The 283-nt window shown below is 62.2% G+C and carries 1 pseudogene; it reads right to left on the bottom strand.

Annotation, left to right across the window (positions count from 1 at the left end):
• Positions 1 to 283: pseudogene (locus EN845_RS34975) on the bottom strand (dihydrodipicolinate synthase family protein); the annotation flags it as partial.

Below are 283 nucleotides of genomic sequence, written 5' to 3'. Positions count from 1 at the left end.
CGAAGGACGAAAGAACGGCCAGCGCCTGTTCCAGTTCCAAGGCGCGTGCGCGGGCATCGGCGTCACCCTTGGCGGCAGCCTGCGACAGCTTGCAGAGGTGGATGACTTCCTTCGGCAGCACGTTGCCGATGCCGGTGATGGCGCCGGTTGCGCCGCAATTGACGAAGCCGTGGAAGACAGCGGTGTCGACACCGATCATCAGCGTGACTTCATCGTCGCGGCTGGTGATGTTTTCAGCCGCATAACGCATATCGGCCGGGCCGCCGAATTCCTTGAAACCAAC

The sequence above is a fragment of the Mesorhizobium sp. M8A.F.Ca.ET.202.01.1.1 genome (assembly GCF_004791595.1).
In the GTDB taxonomy this organism is placed as follows: Bacteria; Pseudomonadota; Alphaproteobacteria; order Rhizobiales; family Rhizobiaceae; genus Mesorhizobium.
Note: the sequence above shows the minus strand (reverse complement) of the source record. Positions and strands in the feature narration are given on the sequence as shown.